The sequence below is a fragment of the Archangium lipolyticum genome, from assembly GCF_024623785.1.
GTDB classification, from domain to species: Bacteria; Myxococcota; Myxococcia; order Myxococcales; family Myxococcaceae; genus Archangium; species Archangium lipolyticum.
This window is the reverse complement of sequence record NZ_JANKBZ010000033.1, coordinates 48,305-67,641: the sequence shown is the minus strand read 5'-3', so window position 1 is coordinate 67,641 and position 19,337 is coordinate 48,305. Positions and strand designations below refer to the sequence as shown.

Genomic DNA, 19,337 nt, shown 5'->3' with positions numbered 1-19,337 from the left:
GCTGCCGCTGGATTTCTCCCAGAGGCAGGTGCTGGCAGGTCTTCGGGCTCGCGAGCACTCGGCTGACGCCGGTTCCTACTACCGCCCGCTTCCCGGCCTCTCGGCCAGTGCGTGTGGACGGATTCGTTCTCGCTTACCGCTGCGGGGGCAGCTCCGGATTCACACCGGATTCCCTTTCAAGCCCAGGCACTTGCCCGGGCACCAGCGACGCGCGCCAACCTAGGGGCGGGTTCGGACGCTGTCAAAAGGATCTACCTCGCCCGGCTACGGACGGCCCTTTTCCCGCTCCCAGAGTGCGAGAGAGAGGGCCTGTTGCATCGCGCTCTGTACCTCGCGCGCGCTGAAGGGTTGTCCGGTGTCCAACGCCCAGGTGAAGAGCGCTCCCGCGAACTCGCCCGCCGTGCGATAGCGCTGGTTCACGTCCGGTGCCAGCGCCTTGCGGATCACCGCCGCGAGCCTCCGGTCCAGCGTGTCCGGCAGGTTCAGCTTCGCCGCCTGGATAGCCCCCATCACCACGTCCGGATCATCGCTGCCGCGCTCGAAGGGGTGGGTGCCCACCACCAGCTCGTGCAGGACGATTCCCAACGAGAAGAGATCCGATGCCTGCGTCACCGTGTCCCCGCGCGTCTGCTCCGGCGACAGGTAGTGCAGCTTGCCCGCCGTCACCCCGTCCTCCGGCCCCAGGTCCAGCCCGCGCGCCTTGGCCACGCCGAAGTCGCCGAGCTTCACCTCGCACTGCCCGGAGAAGAAGATGTTGGAGGGGTTCACGTCCCCGTGGACGAGCTCCAGCGGCCGGCCACTGCGCGTGCGCGCCTGGTGGAAGTACGCCAGCGCCCGCAGTGCCTCGATGCACACGTGGACGCCCATCGCCAACGGGATGTCCCGCCCCTGCTGGTGGTGCACCCGGAGGAGCCCCTCCAGGTCTCCACCGACCAGGAACTCCATGGCGATGAAGTAGCGCCCGAAGGCCTCGCCAATCTCCAGCCGGCTCACCAGGTTGGGGTGCTCCAGCAGGCCCATCAGGTCCGCCTCGTCGGCGAAGGCCTCCGCGCTGACGTCCTTGCGCATCAGCTTCAGCGCCACCTTGAAGGGGCTGCCCTTCTCGTCCCGGGCCTCCGCGAGGAACACCTCCGCCATGCCCCCCGAGCCCAGCCGCGAGCGGAGCACGTAGCGCCCGAAGCGGCGCGAGGGGATTTCCACCGTCTTGGTGGAAGGGGGTGGGGGAGGGGGGATGACCGGCAAGGTATCGCCACTCTAACGCTTCCCCCGAGGGCGGGGGAGCTGTCCTCCAGGAAGCGGGATGGGGCCCGCTCGCGTCCGCTGCCGGAAGCTCCGGCTCGGGGCCTGTCGGGAAGCTTTGGAAGCGGGCGGAGCCGGCCATTACAGTCCGGCCGTGTCCAGCACCACCCATACCCGCCCCCCCGGCTCTGGCCCTCGTGAGGACGAGTCAGGAGGGGAGGTACCATCCCTGGCCCCCTGGGAGGCGCCGGACAGCCCTCCCGCGCCCTCACCCTCGCGGGAGGCGACGCGGGCGGTGCCCCGCCTCGTCGAGGAGGCCCGGGCGGCCTCGGGCGCCGAGCGCCAGGCCCTGGCGGCGCGGCTCAACCGGGAATTGGAGGCACTGGAGTTGGAGGAGGGCTCGCGCGAGGTGGCGGACCTGCTCCTCCACCTCTTGGAGAGTGGGCAGCTGGAGGGATTGGAGGCGGCGGAGGGCCGGACATGCCGGGGCGTGGCGGTCGAGACCCTGCTGGGGCTCGGCTACCCCTATGCGTTGGAGGTGCGCCCCGAGGACCTGGAGTACCTGCGCAACCAGTCCCGGCCCAACCGGAAGGGGCTCCTGCCGGAGGGGGCTCTGGGGGCCGGGGTGCTGGCGGCGGGATTCGTCGGCGAGTGGATGTTGCGGCCCTCGGAGATGGCCGAAGGGGAGCGTGCGCTGGGGCTGTCCCTCTTCTTCCTCATGGCGCTGACGGGGCTGGTGGCGGCATTGTGGGGTGATGAACGCTCGGACACCCGGCGGGCGGGCCTGCTGGGGCTGCTCGTCCTGTCGGTCGTTCAGCTATACCTGGGCACTCTCGGCGGTTACTACGGAACCCTCAGCGGGGTGGGCGGACTGTTGGCCTGGCTGCTCCTCTTGCTGCCGCGGCGCTGAACGCCGTGGGTCATGTCAGAGGGATGGACTAGGGTCTTCACATCGCGTACTAAACGCGAGTTCAGGTGGGCCGGGGTGGCTCGCCGCATACGCAAGGAGCAAGACGAAATGGCCGTGAATCCAGAGAAGGAGAAGGCGATCGAACTGGCGATGTCCGCTGTGGAGCGCCAGTTCGGTAAGGGGTCGATCATGCGGCTCGGCAACGAGGAGCCGCTGGTTCGGGATGTTCAGGCCATTTCGACGGGAAGCATCTCGCTCGACATCGCGCTGGGCGTCGGCGGCGTGCCCCGGGGTCGTATCGTGGAAATCTACGGGCCGGAGTCCTCCGGTAAGACGACCCTCTGCCTCCACATCGTGGCCGAGGCGCAGAAGCGCGGTGGCGTGGCCGGCTACATCGACGCCGAGCACGCGCTGGACATCGGTTACGCGCGCAAGCTGGGCGTGCGCACCGATGACCTGCTGCTGAGCCAGCCGGACACGGGCGAGCAGGCCCTCGAAATCGCCGAGATGCTGGTGCGCTCGGGCGCCATCGACGTGCTGGTGGTGGACTCGGTGGCGGCACTCGTGCCGAAGGCCGAGCTCGAGGGCGAGATGGGCGATGCGCACATGGGCGTGCAGGCCCGCCTGATGAGCCAGGCGCTGCGCAAGCTGACGGGTACCATCAGCAAGAGCCAGACGTGCGTCATCTTCATCAACCAGATCCGCATGAAGATCGGCGTGATGTTCGGCAACCCGGAGACGACGACGGGCGGTAACGCGCTGAAGTTCTACGCGTCGCAGCGCCTGGACATCCGCCGCGTGGGCGCCATCAAGAATGGCGAGAACGTGGTGGGCAGCCGCACCCGCGTGAAGGTGGTGAAGAACAAGGTGGCGCCTCCGTTCAAGGAGGTCGAGTTCGACATCATGTACGGCACGGGTATCTCGAAGGAGGGTGACCTCATCGACCTGGCGTCGAATGACGGCATCATCGAGAAGAGCGGCAGCTGGTTCTCCTTCAAGGGAGAGCGCATCGGCCAGGGCCGTGAGAACGCGAAGGACTACCTGCGCGACCACGCGGAGGTGTCCAAGGACGTGGAGCGGCAGGTGCTGGAGAAGTACGGCATCGGCAAGCCGGCCGTCGCGGCTGTCGCGGCTCCCGCCGAGGGCGAGGCTCCCGCCGAGGGCCACACCGAGAAGCGCCAGCGCGTGAAGGCCGTGAAGTAGTCCGAGCCTTCAGTGCCTGAAGTACCCAGGGGCCGTCTCCCGCGAGGGAGGCGGCCCCTTACTTCTTGCGGGCTGGGCCGTGCGGCGGAGGTGCGAGAGGTGCTCAGGTGATTGGTGGGGCGTAGCGGAAGGCTTCGAAGATGTCGGTAACGGTCGTCACCGGCTCGAGTGCCAGGGAGCCGCTCATGCTCTCGTCGCAGAGAGTCAGGGGCTCGTGGGCGGAGATGATGGCGCGGCACCACAGGGCGAAATCGGCGCAGTCCCGGAGGTCGCCGATGAAGGCAATGGCGCTGCCCGCCCGGTTGAGTGAGCCATCCACATGGGAGTGTGCCATGGGAACGCTGAACTCCAGCGCGTAGCTACTGCTCGGAGCGGAGACGCGCTCCACGGTGGCTTGGGGCCACTGGGTGCACAGCAGGCGAGCAAAGTCGGGGGCCGAGACGAGATCATCAGACTCGGTAATGACGAAGTATTTCATGACGGACCTCGTCGCTTACGGGCGGACGAGAACCTCCCCAGAGAGGTTGAATTGCCTGAGAAGCGCCTCGAAGAAGGGTGCTGCGCGGGTGTCATTGACGACGACTTCGAGCCCAACAGGTGGAGTCGCGGGGTCTTTGATGACAGCGGCGTACCGGCGGAACTCTTCAATGACATCCTCCTGGACCACGAGCCGGATTCGCTCGTTGCACTTCGAGCCCGGAATGAAGGGGCTCCTTTCAGGTGCGTCGATGTGCTTGACCTCCACGAGCCGGGCATTGCTCAGCCGGGCTCCATCCGCCCAGATTTGTTCACCGCCGCCAGAGACCAGGAACTCTTCTGGTCCAGCATGCTTCCGCTGGTAGGCATACGGCTCTGGTGACTCCCGGGTAGGCCGACGCCTGGCTTGAGCGAGCCAGGCCTTGAAAGATTCGAGGTCGACTTTCTTGGGGGAGGCAGTCTCTTGTTGCGTAGGGTTGGCGCTGGATCGAACACCAGAGGCAGCCAGAGCGGGAATTTCCGTAGCCGTTTCGGAGGCACTGACTGCCATAGCAGACGCGTGGGGCGCTCTGATGTTTCGTGTGGCTGATAGCGGTTCCAATTCCGATGGCTTGGGACCTGCTTTGCCGGCAATCTTTTTCGTCAGGATGATGGTCACCACGGTCACACCCGCGGTCGCCATGGCCCTGGCCAGATGGGTAGCAGCAGCATCAAGGTCGGCGTCGCTGCGTGCCCCTGATGCGCGGTTCGCATAGGTCCAGAGGGCGTCAGCGATCATTCCTGCCTGTGCGGTCAGTGCGATGACTCCCAACGACAGGAGCGCTGCATCTACGACCTGCCCAACGATAGGGACGCCCTGGGCTCCGAGCCAGGCTGCGGTCAGCGTACTCATTGCCGCGAGGCTCTCCGGGGTCAGCAATGCCTGGACTTCCCTTGTTGCTTCCACTGGGAGCTTTCCCAGTGCTCGGACAAACGATCGGCAGAGTTTCTCTGGACCCTCCATCTGGATGACGGGCTGGGTGCGAGCCTGACAGATCCCGTCCTCAATGGAGTTCGCCAGGGCGGGCTGAGCGAGCATGAGGCCCAGGCAACAGATGAAGAACCGCACGGCTACCTTCCTTTTTGGGTTCAATGCGACCACCCAGAGGTTGCCAAGAACGTGGAGTGGTCAGGTGCTGGATACGGGGAAAAGAGGCAGGGGGATGCGTCTGCTCCGTCTCAGCTCGTAGCCGACCCAAGCGCTCCGATTTCCTTCAAGCCCAGGACGACCTCCTCATAGAGCTTCTTGTGCTCGACTCTTGCCTGCGGGTGGTTCGCCGCGACGAGCACCGCATTGATCGCCGAGGGGCGGAGCCAGAGCAGTCCATTGGAGGCCTTCTGCCAATCGCGCCAGTGCTCCTCGAAGAGGATGTACTTGGCGATTTCCCCGGTACCGCACGCGATGATGATGTCGGGCGCGTAGAGGCGGAGCTGCCGGACGAGGAACTCACGGTCCCGATAGGCTGCGGCCCACAGCTCCGTCTGGATGCAGGCGGCGGCACCTCCACACTTGTTGAGGTTGACGACCGCGAGCTTCGAGATGGCATCCCGCCGTGAGTCGGGCGTGGCGGGCGGGAACCTTCTCCCAGGGAAGGCCGCCTCCGTGGATTCCGTGGAGCCAGTAGGAGATGACGGTCCAGGTCGGTCCGATGCTGCCATCGCCCACCACGTCGAAGAGGTTCCAGGGCGGGACGCTCTTGTCCGCGTTGACCTCCTTCAGGAGGAAGAGAACTCGGGGTGGAGTCTCCCAGTACAAGGAGCCCTGGGCCATTCCGTCCGGATAGAAGGGGAGGTTGCCTCGGGTAAGGTGCTGCCTCCACTCGGAGAAGAGCGCTGCTTCGTCTTGCTCGATGTCTGGGCGCATGCACCCTCCATGGTCATGCGGGTTGGGCCTTGGCGAGCGTATCAGCCCGCCCGCTCCCCGATCAGGCATGCTGCGGAGTCGGTGGTTCTCGCACTAGGATGCCGGCCGCAGCATCCTGGCTGGTACGAGGGAGTCACGTGATGGAGGAGGAAATCTCGCTGGTCGGTCTGACGGAGGACATGCGGATCAACTCCGTCATCATCGGCTTCATCGACCTGTGCCTGATGGTCTTCCCGATGCGCCTCCGCGCCTGCTACCTGCTGGGGAGCCACGCGTCGAGAGATGCGGTGAGCGACAGCGACCTCGACCTGGTGCTCGTCTTCAAGGACCGCCTCCAGGAGGGGGAGGCGGAGCGCCTCGAGCGCTTCCGCCGCTCCGTGAACGCGATGGCCCGGTTCCCCCTGGACGTGAGCGCGGAGGAGGAGGCCCGGTTGCTGGCGGACGGGGCCGTCAACCTCAAACAGACCTCCCTGTTGCTGGCCGGTGAGGACATCCGCGAGCGCATCCCGTTGCTGCCCCTCGACCAGTGGGTGCGCTTCGCCATGCACCGGCCCTACATCTTCATGGAGCGCGCCCGCGCTCGCGCCGAGGGCGAGCCGCTGCGCTATCCGCTCAAGTACCCGGACCCGCGCGGAACGCTCTACGGCTACGACCACTCCGCGGTGATGGATGCCGAGGGCAACCCGCGTCCGGGCTTCAAGGAACTGGTCACCCTCGCCTGCCGGCTCGCGATGGCCGACCTGGCGCGGAAGGCCGGAAGGTACGCATGCTCCAAGCGTGAAATCATCGAGGCCCACCGCCAGCACGTGAACGACGCCTGGTCGCTCCTGTTCGAGCAGATCTACGCCTGCCGCAAGCGCTGGGGCTACCGGGTGCCCGAGGCCCCCGCGGACCAGGAACACCTGCGCTCCCTCTGCGCCCGGATTCTGGACGCGGAGAACCTCTTCCTGGGCTCCTACAAGGACTTCCTGCTGGCCGAGCTCCAGCGTGGAGAGGTGCGCGACCGCGTACTGGCGGCCCGGCGTCTGGGGGAGATCCTCTATCCCGGCGATGAGGTGCCCGCCGCGTTGAATCAGCTCGAGGCCGCGCCGGAGCCGGAGTTGCGCGAGGCCGCTCGGGAATCGCTCCGCCTCATTGCCCAGTACTCCGCCAGCTAGTCTGCCCGCGGACTGACAGTCACCGCCGCCCCATGTCCCAGGCTTCTTCCCCTGTCCTCCTGCGCCGCATCCTGGGCCTGGCCCGCTCCGAGGGGCGTGCCCTGTCCGTGGGCATCTTCTTCCTGTTGCTCGGCAGCGGCATGGCCCTGCTCTTCCCTCAGGCCCTCCGCTTCATCGTCGATGAGGCACTCGGGGCGCGGAACCAGGCACTCATCGATCGGGCCGCTCTCGGGGTGATCGCCGTCTTCGCCGTGCAGGCCGTGGCCGATGCGCTGCGCTATTACTTCTTCACCACTGCCGGCGAGCGCATCGTGACGCGGCTGCGGCACGACCTGTTCTCCAGCCTCGTGGCCCAGGAGGTGGCCTTCTTCGACGAGCACAAGACGGGGGAGATCACCAGCCGGCTCACCGCGGACACCCAGGTGCTTCAAAACGCGGTGAGCAACAACATCGCCATCGCGCTGCGCAGCGGGGCCCAGGCAGTGGGGGGGCTCGCGCTGCTCCTCTACACCTCGCCCATCCTCACCCTCCTGATGCTGGCCGTCGTGCCCCCCGTCGTCGTCGCGACCGTGCTCTTCGGCCGCCGCATCCGCCAGACCTCCCGGAAGGTGCAGGCCGCGCTCGCCGAGGCCAACGGCGTCGCCGACGAGGTCTTCTCCGGCATCCGCACCGTGCGCGCCTTCGCCGCCGAGCGCCAGGAGGTGGGGCGCTACCGCCACGGTCTGGGGCACGCCGTCGAGCTGGCTCGCGAGCGCACCCGCCTGTCCACCGCCTATGTCGTCAGCACTTCCTTCGCGAGCATCATCGCCGCCTCCATGGTGCTGTGGTACGGCAGCCGGTTGATGCTGCGCGGCGAGTTCTCCATTGGCAGCCTCACTTCCTTCCTCGTCTACTCCATCCTCGTCGCCACCGCCCTGAGTGGGCTGACGGATCTGTGGGCCGACCTCATGCGCGCCTCGGGCTCCGCCGAGCGCGTCTTCGAAATGCTCGACCGCCAGCCCTCCATGCCCTCGACTGGCGGCGAGCGCATCCGGGAGCTCCGGGGCCAGGTCGAGTTCCAGGCGGTACGCTTCGCTTATCCCTCTCGCCCGGACGTGCCCGTGCTCCAGGAGATCGACCTGGTGCTCCAGCCGGGCGAGGTGGTGGCCCTCGTCGGCCCCTCGGGCGGCGGCAAGTCCACCCTCGCCGCGCTGCTGGCTCGCATGTACGACCCTCAGGGTGGGCGTATCCTGGTGGATGGTGTGGAGCTGCGCACGCTCGATCCCGAGTGGCTGCGCCAGCAGATCGGCTCGGTGGCTCAGGAGCCGATGCTCTTCTCCGGCCCCATCGCCGACAACATCCGCTACGGCCGCGCCGATGCCACCGACGCCGAGGTGGAGGCCGCCGCGCGCGCCGCCAATGCGCATGTGTTCATCTCCCGGTTTCCCGAGGGCTATCGCACCCTGGTGGGCGAGCGCGGCGTGCAGCTCTCCGGTGGGCAGAAGCAGCGCATCGCCATCGCTCGCGCGGTGCTCAAGAACCCGCGCCTGCTGGTGCTGGATGAGGCGACGAGTGCGCTCGACGCGGAGAGCGAGCACCTGGTGCAGGAGGCCCTGGAGCGGCTGATGCAGGGACGGACCACCCTCATCATCGCGCACCGTCTGTCCACGGTGATTGGTGCGGACCGTGTGCTGGTGCTGGAGGGCGGCAGGGTGGTGCAGAGCGGCAACCACGCCACGCTCATGGGCCAGGACGGTCTCTACCGCCGTCTGGTGGAGCGTCAGTTCGTGGCCGCCTGACGCGAGGTCCGTGGATGTCCCCTCTCCCAGAGGGAGAGGGTCCAACCTGGTTCCTCACCGTGGATGCCCCCCGTTTTTCTCCATGGGGGGCATGCTCGGCACTAGCTGGCTTGCTGGAGCTTTCCCTCCGCTCGCGCCCGCTCCAGCAATGTCCGCAGCCGCGCCGCCAGGTGCTCCACGTGCGGCAGGGCGATCAGGCTGAAGTGGTCGCCCGGCACCTCGTGCACCTCCACTCCTCCTCGCGCCAGCCCGCCCCAGCCCAGATCCTCCTCCTGGCCCTCGGGCCCCTCGGCGGCTCTCAGCAGCACCAGTGAGCCCTCGTAGGGCTTCGGCACGTACGCTCGCGTGGCGCTCAGGTTGCGCGCATACATCCGCCAGAGCGCCCGCAGCTCCTCGCACGCCTCCTCCTCCAGGCCGAGGCTGACTCCGGGTTGCCCCTCCAGCACCGCCCTCAGCTCCACCGCGTCCACCTGCCCGAGCACCTCCGCCGCCCTCGGATGTATCCCCGACAGCCGCGACAGGTGATCGGCGAACTGGAACATCGCCCGTCCCACCTTCTCCTCTCCGGTGAGGTCTTCCCCAGCCTCCGGGTCCTGGCCCCGCGCGTCGATGATGACCAGCAGCCCCACCTGCTCGCCCCGCTCCTTCAGCTGTCTCGCCATCTCGTAGGCCACCCTCCCGCCCATGGACCAGCCTCCCAACAGGTACGGGCCCTCGGGCTGCACCTCGCGCACGGCTTCCAGGTAGCGCGCGGCCATCTCCTCCACCGTCTCGCCGGAACCGCTCGCCGGCACCTGTAGTCCGTAGAAGGGCTGATCCGCGTCCAGCCGCCTCGACAGCTCCAGGTACCCCAGCACGCTTCCTCCCACCGGGTGCACGCAGAAGAAGGGTCTCGCGCTTCCTCCCTTCCTCAGCGTCACCAGCGGCGAGTCCGACGTGGTGCCCGCCTCGATGCGCGCCGCCAGTCCTTCCAGCGTGGGTGCATCGAACAGGTCGATCACCGCGATCTGGACGTCGAACAGCGTCCCCACGCGTGCCACCACCTGCGTCGCCAACAGCGAGTGTCCGCCCATCTCGAAGAAGTGGTCGTGCACCCCCACGCGCGGCACGCGGAGCAGCTCCTGCCAGAGCTCCGCCAGCTTCCGCTCCGTCTCGGTGCGAGGCGCCACGTACGCCTCCTCCGCCCTCGTCCGCGAGGGGGCCGGCAGTGCCTTCCGGTCCACCTTTCCATTGGAGGTCAGCGGCAGCGTCTCCAGCACCACGAAGGCCGCGGGCACCATGTAGTCCGGCAGCCGCTCCTCCAGGTACTGGTGCAGCTCCCGCTCCTCCAACGCGTGCTCCGGCTTGCCCACCGCGTACGCCACCAGCTGCTTGCCGCTCCCGGCCTCCTCGCGCGCCACCACCACGCACTCGCCCACGCCGGGGTGTTGACCCAGCGCCGCTTCCACCTCGCCCAGCTCCACCCGGTAGCCACGGATCTTCAACTGGTGGTCCACCCGGCCGAGGAACTCGATGCGGCCTCCTTCCAGCCACCGCACCCGGTCTCCCGTCCGGTACAGCCGCGCACCCGCCTCACCGCTGAAGCGGTCCGGGACGAAGCGCTCCGCCGTCAGCTCCGGCCGGCCCAGGTAGCCCCGGCCCACGCTCGCTCCTCCGATGTACAGCTCGCCCGGTACGCCCGGTGGCACCGGCTGCTCGTACCCGTCCAGCACGTACACCCGCACGTTGCCCATCGGCCGGCCCAGCGGCACCGTCTGCGCCCCCGGCACCCGCACCCCGCGCTCCACCTTCTGCGCGAGCACGCCCACCGTCGTCTCCGTCGGGCCGTAGTGGTTGTACACCTCGCACTCCGGCGCCAGGGCGTGCACCTTCTCCACCAGTGCCCACTCGGACTTGTCTCCGCCCAGCACCAGCCGCTGGCGCGGCAGCAGCGCCTGCGCGTCCCCTCCCGCCAGCAGCGCCTCCAGGTGCGTCGGGACGACCTTCAGTCCCTCCACCCGGTGCTTCCGTCCGTAGGCCGCCATCCGCCCCGCGTCCGAGGCCGTCTCCTTCTCCACCAGGTGCACCGTCCCCCCCGCGCACAGCGTGGGGAAGAGGGCCGTGTGCCCCAGGTCCGCCGCCAGCGTCGACACCGACGCGAAGCTCATCCCCTGGGGCAGCTCCAGCCGCTGGCTGACACCCGCCACGTAGCAGGCCAGCTGCTGGTGCTCGATGCACACCCCCTTCGGTTGTCCCGTGCTCCCCGACGTGTAGATGATGTACGCCGCGTTGCCCGGCGACACCTCGCTCCCGGGCGCCTCCTCCGGCTGGGACTCGATCAGCCCGTCCCCGGCGTCCAGACACACCAGGAACCCACCCCGTGAGGGCAGCTCGTCCGCCAGCTTCTCCTCGGTGACGATGACCTGCACACGCGCGTCATCGAACACGTGCCGCACCCGCTCCGGGAAGCGCGCGAAGGAAGGATCCACCGGCACGTAGGCTCCGCCCGCCTTGAGGATGCCCAGCAGGCCCACCAGCGCGTGCGCCCGCCGCTCCACGAACAGGCCCACCCGCATCTCCGGCCCCACCCCCAGCACCTTCAGCCAGTGCGCCAGCTGGTTGGCCCGCCGCTCCAACTCCCCGTAGGTGAGCTGCTCGTCCCCGGCGACCACCGCCACCGCGTCCGGCACCCTCGCCGCCTGCTCGGAGATGAGCTCGTGGATGCACCGCCGCGCGTACGGCGCCGCGGTGTCATTCCACTCCACCAGTACCCGTCGCCGCTCCTCCTCCGTCAGCAGGGGCAGCTCGGACAGCCGCTGCCGCCCCTCCTGCGCCACCACGCCTTCCAGCAACCGCTGGAAGTGCCGCGCCATGCGCTCCACCGTGGAGGCATCGAAGAGGTCCGCGCTGTACATCCACGAGCACAGCAGTCCCTCGGGCGTCGGGTTCACCAGCACCGTCAGGTCCAGCTTGGAGGGGGCGTCGACCGACTCCTCGTGGCTCAGCTTCAACCCGGGCAGCACGGGCGACGACAACGGCATGTTCTGCAGCACCAGCTTCACCTGGAAGAGCGGAGCGTGCGCCGTGCTGCGCGCCGGGTTGAGCGCTCGCACCACCTCCTCGAAGGGCACGTCCTGGTGCGAGCTCGCCTCCGTCGACACCCGCTTCGCCTGCTCCAACAGTTCTCTGAAGGTGGGGTTCCCCTCCATCCTCAGCCGCAGGACGAGCTGGTTGACGAAGAAGCCGATGAGCGGCTCCGTCTCCAGGTGGTTGCGGTTGGCCACGTCCGTGCCCACCACCACGTCCGTCTGTCCGCTGTAGCGGTGCACCAGGGATTGGAATCCCGTCATCAGCACCATGAAGAGCGTGGCCCGCTCGCGCAGGGCCAGCGCCTCCAGCTTCCGCGTCAGCTCCGCGCTCAACGTCGACAGGAACGAGCCACTCCGGTAGGTGCGCACCGCGGGCCTCGGCCGGTCCGTGGGCAGCTCCATCACCGTGGGTGCCCCCTCCAGCTGCTGGCGCCAGTAGCCCAACTGGGCCTCCAGCGCCTCGTCCCGCAGCCACTGTCTCTGCCACGCCGCGTAGTCCGCGTACTGCACGGGCAGCGCGGGCAGCCGCGCGGGCCGGCCCTCATGGTACGCCGCGTACAGCTCCACCACCTCGCGCACCAACACTCCCAGGGACCAGCCGTCCGAGGCGATGTGGTGCAGCGTCAGCAGCAGCAGGTGCACCTCGTCCTGGAGCCACAGCAGCGTGGCGCGCAGGAGCGGGCCCTTCGACAGGGAGAAGGGCTTCCGTGCCTCCTCCTCCGCCAGCCGCCGCGCCTCCCGCTCACGCAGCTCGGGCGGCAGCTCCCTCAGGTCCACCCGGGCCAGCACCTGCTCCGCCGAGGGGAGCACCACCTGCGCGGGACCCTCCGGCCCCTCCTGGATGACGGTCCGGAGCGACTCGTGCCGGCGCAGCACCTCCCGGAAGGTGTGCTCCATCGCACGCGGATCCAGCGCCCCCTCGAGCCGCAGGCAGAAGGGGAGGTTGAAGGTGGGAAGACCTGGCTCGAGCTGCTCCAGGAACCACAGCCGCTGCTGCGCGAAGGACAGGGGCATCCGTTCCTGGCGCGGCATGGGCCGCAACGGCGGAATCTGGACCCGCCAGTGCTTGCCGGCGAGTGCCTCCACGCGCACGGCCTGCTCCGCCAGGGTCCGGGCCTCGAAGAGCGCCTGCAGGGGCAGCTCCACCTGGAGGGTGCCGCGGATGCGAGATAGCAGCCGCGTGGCCAGCAGCGAGTGGCCTCCCAGCTCGAAGAAGTCGTCCCGTGCGCCCACCTGCTCCACTCCGAGCAGCTCACGCCAGATCGCGGCGAGCCGCTGCTCGGTGTCCGTGCGAGGAGCGATGAAGGGAGCCGACCGCAGGCTGTCCGCGTCCGGTACGGGCAGCAGGTGGCGGGCCAGCTTGCCGCTGGGGGTGAGCGGCAGTGCCTCCAGGCGCACCAGGGCGGAGGGCACCATGTATTCGGGCAGACGGCGAGCCAGCACCTGACGCAGGGCCTCGGGCTCCCAGGCGGTGTTGGGCTGGAGCACCACGTAACCCACCAGCCGCTTGTTGCCCGGGGTGTCCTCACGCACCACGGCGGCCGCGTCGCGGACACCTGGGGCCTCACGCAGGGCGGCTTCCACCTCACCCTGCTCGATGCGGAAGCCACGCACCTTCACCTGTCCGTCCAGACGGCCCAGGTACTCGAGGGTACCGTCGGTCCGCCAGCGGGCGCGGTCGCCCGTGCGGTACAGCCGGCCTCCCGGGCGGAAGGGGTCGGGCAGGAACTTCTCGGACGTGAGTTGCGGGCGCGCGTGGTAGCCGAGCGCCAGTTGCGCGCCACCGATGAACAGCTCGCCCTGCACGCCGATGGCACACGGCTGACCGTGCGCATCCAGCACATAGAGCTGGGCATGGGACAGGGGCCTGCCGATGGGAGGCAGACGGGGCCAGGAGGAGGGAGGTCCCTGCAACCGGTAGGCGCTCGCCGCGTGCGTCTCGGAGGGGCCGTACTGATTCTCCAGAACGCACCCGGGCAGCCGCTCGAAGAGGGAGACGAGAGCGGGGGTGACCTGGAGCTGCTCACCGGCGGTGATCACCTCGCGCAGGCGCTCGGGGAGGCGGGCGCCGTGAGCCACCGCGTCGGCCAGGACCTGGAGGGCGACGAAGGGCAGGAAGAGCCGCTCGACGCCATGGCGGGCCATGTACCCGAGGAGGGCGGGCATGTCCTGGCGCACCTCGGAAGAGGGCACCACGAGGGTGCCGCCAGCGCACCAGGTGGAGAAGAGCTCCTGGAAGGAGACGTCGAAGCTCAGGGAGGCGAACTGCAGGGTGGTCGCCGCGGGGTGGACGGACTGGCGCATCTGCCAGTCGAGCAGGTTGGAGAGCGCGCGGTGCGGCATCACGACCCCCTTGGGCTTGCCCGTGCTGCCGGAGGTGTAGATGACGTAGACGGGGTGCTCCGCGGTCACGCCGGAGGACAGGGGCAGTGACGGGGCCTGGGAGAGGGCCTCCCAGCCGGCATCGAGGACCACGAGGTGGCCCGGGAAGGAGGGCAGGTTGCCGCGCAGGTGTTCCTGGGTGAGGAGCACGGGAGCGGCGGTGTCCTCGAGCATGAACGCGAGGCGCTCGGAGGGGTAGCCCGGGTCGAGCGGGAGGTAGGCGGCACCGGCCTTGAGGACGGCCAGCACGGCCACCACCATGTCCAGCGAGCGCTCCAGGCACAGGCCTACCTTGTCGCCGGGGCGCACGCCGCGAGCGTGCAGGGCATGGGCGAGCTGGTTGGCCCGGTGCTCCAACTGCGCGTATGTGAGGCGCTGGTCCTCGAAGACCACCGCCACCGCATGGGGAGTGCGGGCGGCCTGGGCCTCGACGAGCGTGTGCACGCAGACGGGGTGAGAGGGGCCCGCCGTGGTGGCGTTCCACTCCACCAGCACCCGGTTCCGCTCCGCCTCGGACAGGAAGGACAGCTCGGACAGGCGCCGCTCGGGATGGGCCACCGCATCCTCCAGCAGCAGGCGCAGGTGCTCCACCATCCGCTCGGCCGTGGCGGCCTCGAACAAGTCAGTCCGGTACTCCAGTGCGCCACTCAGTCCCCGAGCCGTCTGGTTCAAGATCAGCGTGAAGTCGAACCGGGAGGTACCGATATCCAGCGGCAGGGGCTCGACACTCAGCCCGGGGATGGTCAGCTCCGGCATGGGGGTGTTGAACAGCCCCAGCGCCACCTGGAAGAACGGCGTGCGCTCCGGTTGTCTCGGCGGCTGCAACACCTCCACGAGCTTCTCGAAGGGCACGTCCTGGTGCGCGTAGGCGCCCAGCGTCACCTCCTTCACCCGGCCGAGCAGCTCGCGGAAGGTGGGGTTGCCCTCCAGCCGCGTGCGCATCACCAGCGTGTTGACGAAGAAGCCGATGAGCCCCTCCGTCTGCGCCTGGGTGCGCCCGGCGATGGGTGCTCCCACGCTGATGTCATCCTGTCCCGAGTAGCGGGCCAGCAGCGTCTGCAAACCCGCCAGCAGGCCCATGAACAGCGTGCCGCCTTCTTGCTGGCACAGCGCTCCAAGCCGCTGGGTCAGCTCCAGCGGCAGCTCGACCCGCAGCGAGGCGCCGGGGTTTTTCGTGTCCGCGGTGCGCGGCCTGTCCGTGGGCAACTCCAGCGCGTGCGGGACCCCGTCGAGCTGCTTCCGCCAGTAGCCGAGCTGTTGCTCCAGCACCTCACCCTGGAGCCACTCGCGCTGCCACACCGCGTAATCCACGTACTGGATGGGGAGCTCGGGCAGCGGTGACGGCTTTCCGGCCGCGAATGCCTCGTAGAGCGTGACGACCTCGCGGATCAGCACGGAGAGGGACCAGCCATCCGAGACGATGTGGTGCATCGTCACCAGCAGCAGGTGCTCCCGGGCCGACAGACGCAGCAGTTGCGTGCGCAGCAGCGGCCCGTGAGCGAGGTCGAACGGCCGGCGCGCATCCTCTTGCGCCAGACGCATGGCCTCCTCTTGCCGCCGAGACTCTGGCAGGTGAGCCAGGTCCACCACCTCCAGCGCCCAGGAGGAGGCGGGGGCGATGACCTGGAGCGGCCTGTCGTCCTCGCGGACCCGGAAGGTGGTGCGGAGCGCCTGGTGACGGCGGACCAGCTCGGTGAAGGCGTGCTCCAGGGCAGCCACATCGAGCACACCCTTCAGCCGCAGGGCGGCTGGCATGTTGTAGAGCGGGCTACCCGGTTGGTACTGGTCCAGGAACCACAGCCGCTGCTGAGCGAAGGACAGCTCCGCTTCGATCGCGCGAGGGGCAATCACCGGTGCGGATACCCGGCGGGTCTGTGTGGGGACACGCGCCTGGATGCGGAGGGCGAGCGCTTCCACGGTGGGGTACTCGAACAGCTCGCGCAGGGGCAACTCCACGCCGAGGCTGGATCGCAGGCGGGAGACGACCTGAGTGGCCAGCAGGGAGTGGCCGCCCAGGGAGAAGAAGTTGTCGGTGACACTCAGGCGCGGCAGTCCCAGCACGCTGGCGAAGGCGTCCGCCAACGTCTGCTCCAAGGCGTTGCGAGGAGCGATGAAGGGAGCCGAGCCCCGCAGGCTGTCCGCGTCCGGCACGGGCAGCAGGCGACGGGCCAGCTTGCCGCTGGGGGTGAGTGGCAGCGCCTCCAAGCGTACCAGGGCCGAAGGCACCATGTACTCGGGCAGGCGGCGAGCCAGCACCTGACGCAGGGCCTCGGGCTCCCAGGCGGTGTTGGGCTGGAGCACCACGTAGCCCACCAGCCGCTTGTCACCCGGAGAGTCCTCGCGCACCACGGCGGCCGCGTCGCGGACACCCGGGGCCTCGCGCAGGGCGGCTTCCACCTCACCCTGCTCGATGCGGAAGCCACGCACCTTCACCTGTCCATCCAGACGGCCCAGGTACTCGAGGGTACCGTCGGCCCGCCAGCGGGCGCGGTCGCCCGTGCGGTACAGCCGGCCTCCCGGGCGGAAGGGGTCGGGCAGGAACTTCTCGGACGTGAGTTGCGGGCGTGCGTGGTAACCGAGCGCCAGCTGCACGCCACCGATGAACAGCTCGCCCTGCACGCCGATGGCACACGGCTGGCCATTCGCATCCAGCACGTAGAGCTGGGTATGGGACAGGGGCTTGCCGATGGGGGGGAGGCGGGGCCAGGTGGAGGGCGGGCCCTGCAGCCGGTAGGCGCTCGTCGCGTGCGTCTCGGAGGGGCCGTACTGATTCTCCAGAACGCACCCGGGCAGCCGCTCGAAGAGGGAGACGAGGGCGGGGGTGACCTGGAGTTGCTCACCGGCGGTGATCACCTCGCGCAGGCGCTCGGGGAGGCGGGCGCCGTGAGCCACCGCGTCAGCCATGGACTGGAGGGCGACGAAGGGCAGGAAGAGCCGCTCGACGCCGTGGCGGGCCATGTACTCCAGGAGGGCGGGCATGTCCTGGCGCACCTCGGAGGAGGGCACCACGAGGGTGCCGCCAGCGCACCAGGTGGAGAAGAGCTCCTGGAAGGAGACGTCGAAGCTCAGGGAGGCGAACTGCAGGGTGGTCGCCGCGGGGTGGACGGACTGACGCAGCTGCCACTCCAAGAGATTGGAGAGGGCGCGGTGATGCATCACGACGCCCTTGGGCCTGCCCGTGCTGCCGGAGGTGTAGATGAGGTAGCAGGTGGACTCGGGCGACAGCGCGAGTGCCGGAGCATGGACGGGCTGGCGGGAGAGCGTCTCCGCCTCGGTGTCCACGCTCACCACCCGGGTCCGCGTGTCCACGGGCAGCAGGGAGGCCAGTCGTGAGTGCGTGAGCACCAGGGGCGCCTCGGCGTCCTGGAGCATGAAGGCCAGGCGCTCGTAGGGGTAGCCCGGGTCGAGTGGCAGGTAGGCGGCACCGGCCTTGAGGACGGCCAGCACGGCCACCACCATGTCCAGCGAGCGCTCCAGGCACAGGCCCACCCTGTCACCGGGGCGTACGCCCTGGGCGTGGAGGGCATGGGCGAGCTGGTTGGCCCGACGCTCCAACTGCGCGTAGGTGAGGCGCTGAGCCTCGAAGACCACCGCCACCGCATTCGGAGTGCGGGCGGCCTGGGCCTCGACGAGCGTGTGCACGCAGACGGGACGAGAGGGGCCCGCCGTGGTGGCGTTCCACTCCACCAGGACCCGGTTCCGCTCCTCCTCGGACATGAGGGACAGCTCGGACAGGCGCCGCTCGGGATGAGCCACCGCGTCCTCCAGCAGCAGGCGCAGGTGTTCCATCATCCGCTCGGCCGTGGCTGCCTCGAACAGGTCGCTCCGGTACTCCAGCGCGCCACTCAGACCCCGAGCCGTCTGGCTCAAGGTCAGCGTGAAGTCGAACCGGGAGGTACCGATATCCAGCGACAGGGGCTCGATGCTCAGCCCGGGGACGGACAGCTCCGCCGTGGGCGTGTTGAGCAGCCCCAGCGCCACCTGGAAGAAGGGCGTGCGCTCCGGCTGCCTGGGCGGCTGCAGCACCTCCACGAGCCTCTCGAAGGGCACGTCCTGGTGCGCGTACGCCCCCAGCGTCACTTCCTTCACCCGGCCGAGCAGCTCGCGGAAGGTGGGGTTGCCTTCCATCCGCGTGCGCATCACCAGCGTGTTGACGAAGAAGCCGATGAGCCCCTCCATCTGCGCCTGGGTGCGGCCAGCGATGGGCGCTCCCACGCTGATGTCATCCTGTCCCGAGTAGCGGGCCAGCAGTGTCTGCAAACCCGCCAGCAGGCCCATGAACAGCGTGGCGCCTTCGCGCTGGCACAGCGCGCCAAGCCGCTGCATCAGCTCCAGCGGCAGCTCGACCCGCAGCGAAGCGCCGGGGTTGTTCGTATCCGCGGTGCGCGGCCTGTCCGTAGGCAGCTCCAGCGCGGGCGGTGCGTCCTCGAGCTGCTTCCGCCAGTAGCCGAGCTGCTGCTCCAGCACCTCGCCCTGGAGCCACTCGCGCTGCCACACCGCGTAATCCACGTATTGGATGGGCAGCTCTGGCAGAGGTGACGGCTTTCCGGCCGCGAATGCCTCGTAGAGCGTGACGACCTCGCGGATCAGCACGGAGAGGGACCAGCCGTCCGAGGCGATGTGGTGCATCGTCACGAGCAACAGGTGCTCTCGAGCCGACAGACGCAGCAGTTGTGTGCGCAGCATCGGTCCGTGGGCGAGGTCGAACGGCTGGCGCGCATCCTCTTGCGCCAGACGCATGGCCTCCTCTTCCCGTTGGAACTCCGGCAGGTGCGCCAGGTCCACGATCTTCAGAGTCCAGGGCGAGGCGGGTGGGATGACCTGGAGCGGCTTGTCCTCACGGACCTGGAAGGTGGTGCGGAGCACCTGGTGACGGCGGACCAGCTCGGTGAAGGTGCGCTCCAGGGCGGCCACATCGAGCGTGCCCTTCAGCCGCAGGGCGGCTGGCATGTTGTAGAGGGCGCTATCCGGTTGGTACTGATCCAGGAACCACAGCCGTTGCTGTGCGAAGGACAGCTCCGCCTCGCTCAGCTCCGTGCGCGGGATGAGCACTGGCGCGCGAGTCTTGTGCTCATCGCCATTCATGCGCGCCTGGATGCGGAGGGCGAGCGCTTCAACCGTGGGGCACTCGAACAGCTCACGCAGAGACAACTCCACGCCCATGCCGGAGCGCAGGCGGGAGACCACCTGAGTGGCCAGCAGGGAGTGGCCGCCCAGGGT

The 19,337-nt window shown here is 68.9% G+C and carries 9 protein-coding genes and 1 riboswitch (1 of these 10 cut by a window edge); of the genes, 4 read left to right on the top strand and 5 right to left on the bottom strand.

All coding sequences use genetic code 11. From position 1 onward, the window contains the following. Positions 1-16: 16 nt before the first annotated feature. Positions 17-222: riboswitch (cobalamin riboswitch) on the bottom strand. Between the two features lie 42 nt (positions 223-264). Then, complete coding sequence (locus tag NR810_RS42360; protein ID WP_257461058.1) at positions 265-1,242, bottom strand: serine/threonine-protein kinase; 978 nt, start codon at positions 1,240-1,242, stop codon at positions 265-267. Between the two features lie 292 nt (positions 1,243-1,534). Here NR810_RS42360 and NR810_RS42355 point away from each other — a divergent pair, with 292 nt between their 5' ends. Next, the gene (locus NR810_RS42355) at positions 1,535-2,149 is read left to right on the top strand and encodes a hypothetical protein (RefSeq protein ID WP_257461057.1); all 615 of its coding nucleotides are present in this window, start codon (positions 1,535-1,537) and stop codon (positions 2,147-2,149) included. 108 nt (positions 2,150-2,257) lie between these two features. Continuing rightward, the gene (recA, locus tag NR810_RS42350) at positions 2,258-3,352 is read left to right on the top strand and encodes a recombinase RecA (protein ID WP_257461056.1); all 1,095 of its coding nucleotides are present in this window, start codon (positions 2,258-2,260) and stop codon (positions 3,350-3,352) included. 103 nt (positions 3,353-3,455) lie between these two features. On the opposite strand, the gene NR810_RS42345 is transcribed toward recA, so the two are convergent. From NR810_RS42345 to NR810_RS42335, 3 genes are all read right to left on the bottom strand, one after another. Then, a complete protein-coding gene (locus tag NR810_RS42345; RefSeq protein WP_257461054.1) occupies positions 3,456-3,830 on the bottom strand; it encodes a hypothetical protein in 375 nt (124 codons plus the stop codon). Between the two features lie 15 nt (positions 3,831-3,845). Beyond that, the gene (locus NR810_RS42340) at positions 3,846-4,937 is read right to left on the bottom strand and encodes a restriction endonuclease fold toxin-2 domain-containing protein (protein ID WP_257461053.1); all 1,092 of its coding nucleotides are present in this window, start codon (positions 4,935-4,937) and stop codon (positions 3,846-3,848) included. Positions 4,938-5,047: 110 nt separating this feature from the next. Further along, entirely contained in the window at positions 5,048-5,527 is a 480-nt protein-coding gene (locus NR810_RS42335; RefSeq protein WP_257461052.1) for a hypothetical protein, read from the bottom strand. Between the two features lie 345 nt (positions 5,528-5,872). Here NR810_RS42335 and NR810_RS42330 point away from each other — a divergent pair, with 345 nt between their 5' ends. Then, positions 5,873-6,889, top strand: coding sequence for a nucleotidyltransferase domain-containing protein (locus tag NR810_RS42330; RefSeq protein WP_257461051.1), 1,017 nt, complete (start codon positions 5,873-5,875; stop codon positions 6,887-6,889). Between the two features lie 32 nt (positions 6,890-6,921). Beyond that, on the top strand, positions 6,922-8,667 hold the full coding sequence (locus NR810_RS42325; protein WP_257461049.1) for an ABC transporter ATP-binding protein: 1,746 nt from the start codon (positions 6,922-6,924) through the stop codon (positions 8,665-8,667). A gap of 101 nt (positions 8,668-8,768) precedes the next feature. On the opposite strand, the gene NR810_RS42320 is transcribed toward NR810_RS42325, so the two are convergent. Continuing rightward, on the bottom strand, positions 8,769-19,337 hold the final stretch of the coding sequence (locus tag NR810_RS42320; RefSeq protein ID WP_257461048.1) for a non-ribosomal peptide synthase/polyketide synthase. It continues 18,306 nt past the right edge of the window; only the last 10,569 of its 28,875 coding nucleotides appear in the window; its start codon lies off the right edge, out of view; the stop codon is at positions 8,769-8,771.